Source organism: Acinetobacter sp. ANC 5378 (assembly GCF_013004315.1).
Lineage (GTDB): Bacteria > Pseudomonadota > Gammaproteobacteria > Pseudomonadales > Moraxellaceae > Acinetobacter.
In genome coordinates, this window is record NZ_JABERK010000079.1 from 1 (window position 1) to 9,000 (window position 9,000).

7 protein-coding genes and 1 pseudogene are annotated in these 9,000 nt (G+C 41.6%); 5 read left to right on the forward strand and 3 right to left on the reverse strand.

The features are described from left to right. From HLH16_RS14645 to bfmR, 3 genes and pseudogenes are all read right to left on the reverse strand, one after another. Window positions 1–106: pseudogene (locus HLH16_RS14645) on the reverse strand (IS982 family transposase); the annotation flags it as partial. 92 nt (window positions 107–198) lie between these two features. Continuing rightward, complete coding sequence (gene bfmS, locus HLH16_RS14650; RefSeq protein ID WP_214646721.1) at window positions 199–1,857, reverse strand: sensor histidine kinase BfmS; 1,659 nt, start codon at window positions 1,855–1,857, stop codon at window positions 199–201. A 31-nt stretch (window positions 1,858–1,888) separates the two neighbouring features. Next, window positions 1,889–2,605 carry a response regulator transcription factor BfmR gene (bfmR, locus tag HLH16_RS14655; protein WP_067726452.1) on the reverse strand — a complete coding sequence of 239 codons (717 nt, stop codon included), beginning with the start codon at window positions 2,603–2,605 and terminating at the stop codon, window positions 1,889–1,891. Window positions 2,606–3,193: 588 nt separating this feature from the next. On the opposite strand from bfmR, the gene HLH16_RS14660 reads away from it, so the two are divergent. The 5 genes from HLH16_RS14660 to HLH16_RS14670 all read left to right on the forward strand — a co-directional run bounded on the left by HLH16_RS14660 (window position 3,194) and on the right by HLH16_RS14670 (window position 8,855). Next, window positions 3,194–6,028 (forward strand): ribonucleoside-diphosphate reductase subunit alpha, encoded by a 2,835-nt coding sequence (locus HLH16_RS14660; protein ID WP_131289398.1) that lies wholly within the window; start codon window positions 3,194–3,196, stop codon window positions 6,026–6,028. A gap of 287 nt (window positions 6,029–6,315) precedes the next feature. Beyond that, window positions 6,316–6,441 (forward strand): hypothetical protein, encoded by a 126-nt coding sequence (locus HLH16_RS15885; protein ID WP_284702734.1) that lies wholly within the window; start codon window positions 6,316–6,318, stop codon window positions 6,439–6,441. Between the two features lie 64 nt (window positions 6,442–6,505). Then, window positions 6,506–6,637 carry a hypothetical protein gene (locus HLH16_RS15890; protein WP_284729605.1) on the forward strand — a complete coding sequence of 44 codons (132 nt, stop codon included), beginning with the start codon at window positions 6,506–6,508 and terminating at the stop codon, window positions 6,635–6,637. A gap of 137 nt (window positions 6,638–6,774) precedes the next feature. Continuing rightward, window positions 6,775–8,058: a ribonucleotide-diphosphate reductase subunit beta gene (locus HLH16_RS14665; protein WP_131289399.1), complete on the forward strand. Its 1,284-nt coding sequence runs from the start codon at window positions 6,775–6,777 to the stop codon at window positions 8,056–8,058. Between the two features lie 191 nt (window positions 8,059–8,249). Further along, complete coding sequence (locus HLH16_RS14670) at window positions 8,250–8,855, forward strand: DUF805 domain-containing protein (RefSeq protein WP_131289401.1); 606 nt, start codon at window positions 8,250–8,252, stop codon at window positions 8,853–8,855. Window positions 8,856–9,000 lie beyond the last annotated feature (145 nt).

Here is a 9,000-nt window from a genome sequence, read left to right on the forward strand (position 1 = left end):
GAATTCGTTTACGCTTATTTTCCTGCTTGAGAAATTGCCAATAGATCGGTTCAAATTTCTTAAAAAAATCATCAATGGCACAGAAGATTTCTGTAAAATCAGACATGGTGGTTAGAGTCTTTGGCTTGTGTAGTAACTTTCTAAATGGCTCTAGCCATCTTTTTTTCAAGCGGTTTTCTTATCCGTAATTCGGGTTACTTAAAACTCTATGCTGTCTTTCGTCATACCAGTTTTCTTGCCAGATTTATTAAATCTTTGTACAGGCCATGTCATGATAAAACGTGCTCCACCCAAAATCGGGCTTTTATCGACATGAATATTACCGCCAAACCAGTACGCAATACGACTCACAATAGACAAACCCAAACCATAACCACCAGAAGCACGGGTACGACTGTCATCTAAACGTGCAAAAGCTTCAAAGATGCGCTTCCGCTCTTCTTCTGGGACACCTGCACCATCATCTTCTACCTGCACATAAGCCAGACCTTCATCATTGATCCCACCACTTACAATCACTTTATGATCACAATATCGAACCGCATTACCCACCAAATTCTGTACTACACGGTGTAAATAACGACGTTCAGCATCCACTACAATGGTAAGAGGCGGTGCTTGAAGCTCGATTTCTTTTTGTGTTTTTAAGGCTTCGGTTTCAACGACAACTTGATCCAACACGTCAAACAAGACAATTTTTTCAAAGTCTAAAGAAGGTGTACCTTGCTCGAGTTTTGCATAGGTCATGATTTCATCAATCAAGGTGTTCAGCGCTTCAATATCCTTATCAATCTGTTCAACCTGTTGCAAGCGATACTCATAGTCATCTTCTTCTGCCAGCATTTCCATCCCAAAACGGATACGTGCCACAGGTGTACGTAATTCATGCGAAACCGCACGCATCAATTCGCGTTGTGCTTCAATCAAGCGCTGAATATGATCCGACATACTGTTGTAATTGGTCGCTAGACTTGCCATTTCATCGGTTCCATCGACCGGCAAACGTAAAGTCATATCCCCGGACTTCATACGATGCAAGGCATAGTTCACTTCACGTAAACGACGCTGCATTGGCACAAGCAAACCATACACCCCTAGACTCAACACAAATAAGCTGAGTAAGGTAATCCCGGCTGCAAGCTGGAAAGGCATCCAGTTAAATAGCGGTACAGGACCGAGCACCAACACCTCAGAAGGTGAACTTGGCATAGGGGAAACAATAGAAATTGTAGTCCCACGAACCGATGCACTGTCACGGTATAAAATAATACTGTGATCTAATCGAAGTCGACCAATCTGTTCCGAATCGAGTGGAAGGTTTTGAATTTTTTCAATTTGAATGGGATAAGCAAAATTCGACTGAATTTTTGCAAGATATTCTTTTTCTTGTCCCGGGTAATACACCAGATAATCCAGAATAAAAATCGGCAACGCTTTCATTTGGCGTTCACCAATTTTATCCACTTTTATATAAAGCAAATGTTTTGGATCATCTTTCAGGCCAATAATCACGTAAGCAATCGAGTTTTGTGCATCATAACGAACCGCAGCTTTACGCTCGTTAATTCGTCTTTGCTCGGTACGTGATAAATCAACTTTATTGGCATCTACATAATAAATGGGCAGTTCAAGCAAATCCGAAGCATCAGAAATCCAGTCTTTTTTCTGTTGCTCATTCGGCTGCCGTGCGATGCCCTCACTAATGATATAAGACACACCATCGGTTAAAGATTCACGATATTCTTGCGCACGCTGGTAATTAATAATCTGTACCAACAGGTAGCCAAATACTGCTACCAAGGCGACTAAAATTACTAAACCCGCATAAATACGCAAGAATATACTGTGTTTAAACAAGAGGATGTCCTATAAAAATTAGGTACAAATATTAAAGACCGTTAGTTTCTTTAACGAATAAATAACCTTTACTGCGCACTGTTTTAATACGTTTTGGATTTTCTGGATCATCACCAATTTTTGGGCGAATACGTGAAATACGCACGTCGATTGAACGGTCTTGACCATCGTATTCGATACCGCGTAGACGCTCAAAAATATCTTCACGAGATAGAATGCGACCCGCGTTTGAAGCCAACAACCACAACAGGTCATATTCAGCACTAGTGAAGTCAACCAACTCACCATTCAAAGTCACCGAACGGCCACCATTATCGATCACAAGGTCATCAAATTCGATGCGTTGTGCAACTTCATCTTCAGGTGCCTTGTCGGTACGACGCAGTAATGCACGAATACGTGCTAAAAGAACACGCGGCTGAACAGGTTTTGCCACATAGTCATCTGCACCCATTTCCAGACCCAAAACCTGGTCCATATCTTCGGTACGTGCAGTCAGCATCAAAATAGGTTGATGATAATGTGGACGAACTTCACGACAAATGGTTAAACCATCCGCACCTGGCAACATCACATCCAGTACCACCAGATCTGGTTGTTCGGCAATGATACGACGGATTGCGCGATTACCGTCAGGTTCTACCCCAACTTCTAATCCATTACGAATCAGGTATTCTTGAGTCAAACGTGCAAGACGTTCATCGTCTTCAACAATTAAAATTTTAGGTAACTTTTCTTCTTGGCTCATAAAATGCCCCTTTATATGGATTAAGGTATCCTTAAAAATCCGACGGATACGCTTTAATATATTCAGCAATATACACACGTTTACATTGTAAACAAGATAGCATTCACCAAACTGATACATCAAAGTAGTTTTTTGTTATATTTTTATTAAGTATTGAATTAATTGATATTTTCAAATTCAATGCCCATTTCCGCCATTTTACCGACATATTTTGTTACAAAATGATGAATTTATATACATTTTGCCATTTTGTTCAGAATATGAGTAATTAATCGCACTCTTTTAACTTATCCACAATGTTATCTATAAGTACTTAATCCGAGCTTTGTTATGCTAGACCCCTGTCTAATCAGGCTTATACAAGAAACATAAAAATAGAGATTTTTTTGCAATGAGATATTGCGGAGAAATAGAAAAATTTTTACTAAAATGTCAATATTGATCTAAGCTCATTTTTCCCGTATCTTGTGTTAAATTCGATTTTAAACCACTAGTTCTTGTGTTTAATCCTCAAACACTGAGATGAGATTTCGTCCAGTTCAAATGGTCCACACACATAACAATAGATGACAATGGAGCTATGCCCACATGAGCGTAATCACTTCAATTCCTGGTCAACTTCAGGTGATTAAACGCACCGGTGATGTTGCTACTTTTGATGCAGAAAAAATTTCTGTCGCGATAGGTAAAGCTTTCTTGGCTGTAGAAGGTCAACAAAGTGCTGATTCAAGCCGTATTCATGACCGTATAGAACAACTGACTGAAATGGTGATGAATACTTTTAACCGTCGTTTACCGTCAGGTGGCACGATTCACATTGAAGAAATTCAAGACCAAGTTGAACTTGCGCTTATGCGTACCGGTGAACAGAAAGTTGCGCGTGCGTATGTCATCTACCGCGAACAACGCTCTGATGCACGCAAACAAACTGGCGCACATCATCATCCTACCTTGCAAATCACGGCTGCAAATGGTCAGCTTCAACCGCTTGACTTGGGCGCGCTAAAAGCACATGTAGAAAAAGCAGCTGAAGGTCTGGAAGGTATTGATGTTCAAGCGATCGTCGATGAAACCATCAAGAACTTATATAACGGCGTAAAAGAGTCTGACATCTCAACAACAATGATGATGGCGACCCGTACCCGTATCGAACAAGAACCTAACTATACTTATGTGACTGCACGTTTACTTCGTGACAACTTGGTTGCTACAGGTTTGGAGTTCCTGGGTCTGTCTACAGACACCAACGAGGGTGATGCTTTAGAAACCTTCTTAAAGAAAGGGATCGAGCTTGATCTTCTCTCTCCAGAACTGCTTAACTTCGACCTTGCGAAATTGGCAGCAGCGATTCAACCAGAACGCTCAAACCAGTTCACCTACTTAGGTCTGCAAACTTTATTTGACCGTTACTTCATCCATTCAAATGGCATCCGTTTTGAATTACCGCAATTGTTCTTCATGCGCGTATCCATGGGTCTGTCGTTAAATGAAGAAAACCGTGAAGATCGTGCCATCGAGTTCTACAACTTGTTGTCTAGCTTCGATTACATGGCTTCAACACCTACCCTATTTAACTCGGGTACTTTGCGTCCACAGTTATCTAGCTGTTACTTAACTACGATTGGTGATGATCTGTACAACATTTATGGCGCAATGCGTGATAACGCAATGTTGTCTAAATGGGCGGGCGGTTTAGGCAATGACTGGACACCAGTTCGTGCCTTGAACTCGTACATCAAAGGCACAAACGGTAAATCACAAGGTGTTGTACCGTTCCTTAAAGTTGCCAATGATACTGCGGTAGCGGTAAACCAAGGTGGTAAGCGTAAAGGTGCAGTTTGTGCATACCTTGAAACCTGGCACTTGGACATCGAAGAATTCCTGGAACTGCGTAAAAATACCGGTGATGACCGTCGCCGTACCCACGACATGAATACTGCAAACTGGGTTCCAGACTTGTTCATGCAACGTGTATTTGAAGATGCTGACTGGACACTGTTCACACCTTCTGAAACACCTGATCTTCATGATTTAATGGGTGCAGAATTCGCTGAACGTTATGCTTACTACGAAAGCATTGCCAAAGAAACAAACATGTTGCACAAAGTAATTCGTGCAAAAGATTTGTGGCGCAAAATGCTGTCGATGTTGTTTGAAACTGGTCACCCGTGGATCACATTCAAAGACGTATGTAACTTGCGTTCACCACAACAACACGTAGGCGTAGTGCATTCATCTAACTTGTGTACAGAAATTACCTTGAACACCAATGAAGATGAAATTGCGGTATGTAACCTAGGTTCAATCAACCTTGTACAACACGTTCAAGGCGGTGTTTTAGATCGCGAAAAATTGGCGCGTACAGTAAAAACTGCTGTTCGTATGCTTGATAACGTGATTGACATCAACTACTACGCTGTACCACAAGCACGTACTTCAAACATGAAGCACCGTCCAGTGGGTATGGGCATCATGGGCTTCCAGGATGCTTTATATGAAATGAACTTGGCGTATGGTTCTGAAGCGGCTGTTGATTTTGCCGATGAATCTATGGAAGTGATCAGCTACTACGCGATTTCAACGTCAAGTGATTTGGCTGTTGAACGTGGTACTTACGAAACATTTAAAGGTTCATTGTGGGATCAAGGGATCTTGCCAATCGACTCTTTAGATATCGTTGCAAAATCACGCCCAGAACGCATGTTCGAAGTGGATCGTACTACTCGTCTGGATTGGGATACTTTACGTAGCAAAGTTCAAAAAGACGGTATGCGTAACTCGAACGTGATGGCGATTGCTCCGACTGCAACCATCTCGAACATTTGTGGTGTTTCTCAGTCAATCGAGCCGACTTTCCAAAACCTGTATGTGAAATCGAATCTTTCTGGCGAATTCACAGTGATCAACCCGTACTTAGTACGTGCGTTAAAAGATCGCGGTCTTTGGGATTCAGTCATGGTGAACGACCTTAAACATTTTGAAGGTTCTGTTCAGAAGATTTCACGTATTCCTGAAGAGCTTAAAGCCATCTTCGCGACTGCGTTTGAAGTTGAACCACGCTGGATTGTAGATGCTGCATCACGCCGTCAAAAATGGATCGATCAAGCACAGTCTCTTAACCTTTACATCTCTGGTGCAAACGGTAAGAAACTGGACATGACTTACAAAATGGCTTGGTTACGTGGTCTTAAAACCACTTATTACCTTCGTGCATTGGGTGCGACTTCTGCTGAGAAATCGACCATTAACACGGGTGCATTGAACGCAGTAAAATCAAACATGGGCGCTGCTGTTGTAACTAGCGCACCTGTAGTTGAAGAAGTGAAAAAACCTGAAGCAGTAGCTGAAGATGATTTTGCTCAAGCAGCTCCAGTGCCATTGGCATGTTCAATTGACAATCCTGATTGTGAGGCTTGTCAATAAGCTTGCATGACCTCCCCTAACCCCTCCTAAAAGGAGGGGGATTCCTCGAAGCAAATGGCGGGATGCAAGTCCCCCTTTGCAAAATGGGGATTTAGGGGGATTCCAAAATTTAGGCAATAAAAAAGCCCTATAGCGTCCGTCAAAACTAACTAAAGGGCTTTTCAATCTCGAAGTGATACCAAAATGGTCACGACGAGGCTGGCATTAGCAAATGCGAGATGAATTGTAGCACTGAATTCTTTCTCGAGCCAGTATGAGTCATTTTGATTTGATATGGAGATAACTCTATGGCTACTAAAAAAGTTTCCCGTGATGCTGGTACTGGTCGCTTTGTTACTGAAAAGTATGCACAAAAGCATCCTAAAACGACAGTGACTGAAACCGTTAAACCTACAAAATCATCTAAAAAATGATTTTGTGAATGTAAATCTTAGTTTCGGCTAGGATTTACATTTTAAATAATTATAGGAAAAGACCATGCTCCATATGACTCACAACTACATGTTAGGACTTGTTGCACTGGTCGTTTCCTTTGTTCTGACTTTTTATGTCCCGATTGGCTATTTCTGGCTCAAGGCACATAAAGCGAGCAAGCAAAATAAGTCGTGAGGATATCTGTCCTATCGAACAAGATTAGAACAGTGATCGGCAAAACTTAATTTTGCTTACACAATTTAAGCGTATAGTAGACATCTTCGTTTGTGAGATGTCAGATAACAGATATAAGCATCGAAGAGAGAATTGATATGTCTATCCTAAGTTGGGACGATTTCGAAGATGATTCACAGAAACCGGCTGCACCTGAACACAAGTCTGCGCCCGTCGAGCCGCAAAAAGCGACTCATACACAAGTGGTATCTGATGCACAACCATCAGCGCCGGATTTGGGTGCTGCACAACCCGCTAGAACCAGTCAAGGTCGAACAAAACATTCAGCCGATTCATTGGCAAGAGCATCTGCTGCCTTAGAAACACTTGATGTTGCGCCAGGCTTGGAAGAGCTTGAAATGGGCGCACAGCGCGTACAAGTTGACGATAAAGCCATGATCAACTGTCGTGCTGACTTGAACCAGCTTGTTCCATTCAAATACGAATGGGCTTGGCAAAAATATCTAGACGGTTGTGCCAACCACTGGATGCCGCAAGAAGTGAACATGAACCATGACATCGCACTTTGGAAGTCTGAAAACGGCTTAACCGAAGATGAGCGAACTATTGTTATGCGTTCACTTGGTTTCTTCTCGACTGCCGATTCATTGGTTGCAAACAATTTGGTATTGGCGATTTACCGTCATATTACCAACCCTGAATGCCGTCAGTACATTTTGCGTCAAGCATTTGAAGAAGCAATTCATACACATGCTTACCAATACTGTATCGAATCTTTGGGTATGGATGAAGGCGAAGTCTTCAACATGTACCGTGAAGTACCGTCAGTAGCGCGTAAAGCGGCTTGGGGCTTGAAATATACCCAATCTTTAAGTGATCCTACTTTCAAAACGGGTACACCTGAAAACGACCAAATCTTGCTTCGCAACTTGATCGCGTTCTACTGTGTACTTGAAGGCATCTTCTTCTACTGTGGTTTCAGCCAAATCCTGTCTATGGGTCGCCGTAACAAGATGAATGGTGTTGCTGAGCAATTCCAGTACATCCTGCGTGATGAATCTATGCACTTGAACTTTGGTATCGACATGATTAACCAAATCAAGAATGAAAACCCGGGTCTTTGGACAGCTGAATTCCAAGAAGAAATCATTCAAATGATTCTTGAAGGTACGATGCTTGAAATTGAATACGCACGTGACACGATGCCACGCGGTGTACTCGGCATGAATGCTGCAATGATGGAAGAATACTTGAAGTTCATTGCAAACCGTCGTTTAGCGCAACTTGGCTTGCCTGAACAATTCGCTGGTGTGAACAACCCATTCCAGTGGATGTCAGAAATGATGGACTTGCGTAAAGAGAAAAACTTCTTTGAAACTCGCGTAACAGACTACCAAACTGGTGGCGCGTTAAGCTGGTAATTTAAAGATGTAAAAATCCCGCTCATGTAGCGGGATTTTTTATCAGAAGATAAAATTCATATAAAAAACAATAGAAATACAGCAACTTAAGAATAAATAATTAGTTTAAATTTCAAACTGTTCTGCTATTATGAAAGTGAATAACAACACTAAATTTACAACTTAATACCCATAAAATCACAGAGGCTAAAATGAAAGGAAGTATTTTGGATTTTTCAATCCAGACCAACACAGGCATTATCAGTGGCGATGACCAAAACCGCTACAATTTTACCGGCGCAGAATGGCGTGGACAACGTCCACCTGCTCGTGGCGATCGGGTGGATTTTGATGTCGATAATGCTGGCAGTGCCATTCAAATCTTTACAGCATTAGGTCACAGCAATCCAGTGCAAAATATTTCCAATCAATTAGACAAACTTTCTGATCAGAATAAAGCTGAAGAACAATTCAACATGATTGATTGGTTTGTAAAATGCCTAAAAAACTATGTCGTATTTGAGGGACGTGCACGCCGTAAAGAATTCTGGTTCTTTTATTTAGCATGCATTATTTTAGGTGTTATTACTCAAATTATAGATGCCGTACTCGATACTGAACCATTATTTAACGGTGTTCTTAACCTCGCATTATTAATACCGACTTTAGCAGCAGGTGCTCGTCGTTTACATGACACAAATCGATCAGGTTGGTGGCAACTTCTTATTCTGACTATTATTGGAATTATCCCACTGATTATCTGGTGGGCTTCAGACACCAAGCGAGAAAACAACCAATGGGGACAACCTGCTAAATAAAGCAGACAAAAAAAAGGGCTTATGCCACTGCTGTCCCATAGTTTGATTTAAATAAAAAAACCTGAGTCCGAACAGTTAAAATATGAGTGCAAACAAACACTTTAACGACCAGGATTCAGGTTTTGTCACATCAGAATACCGTATT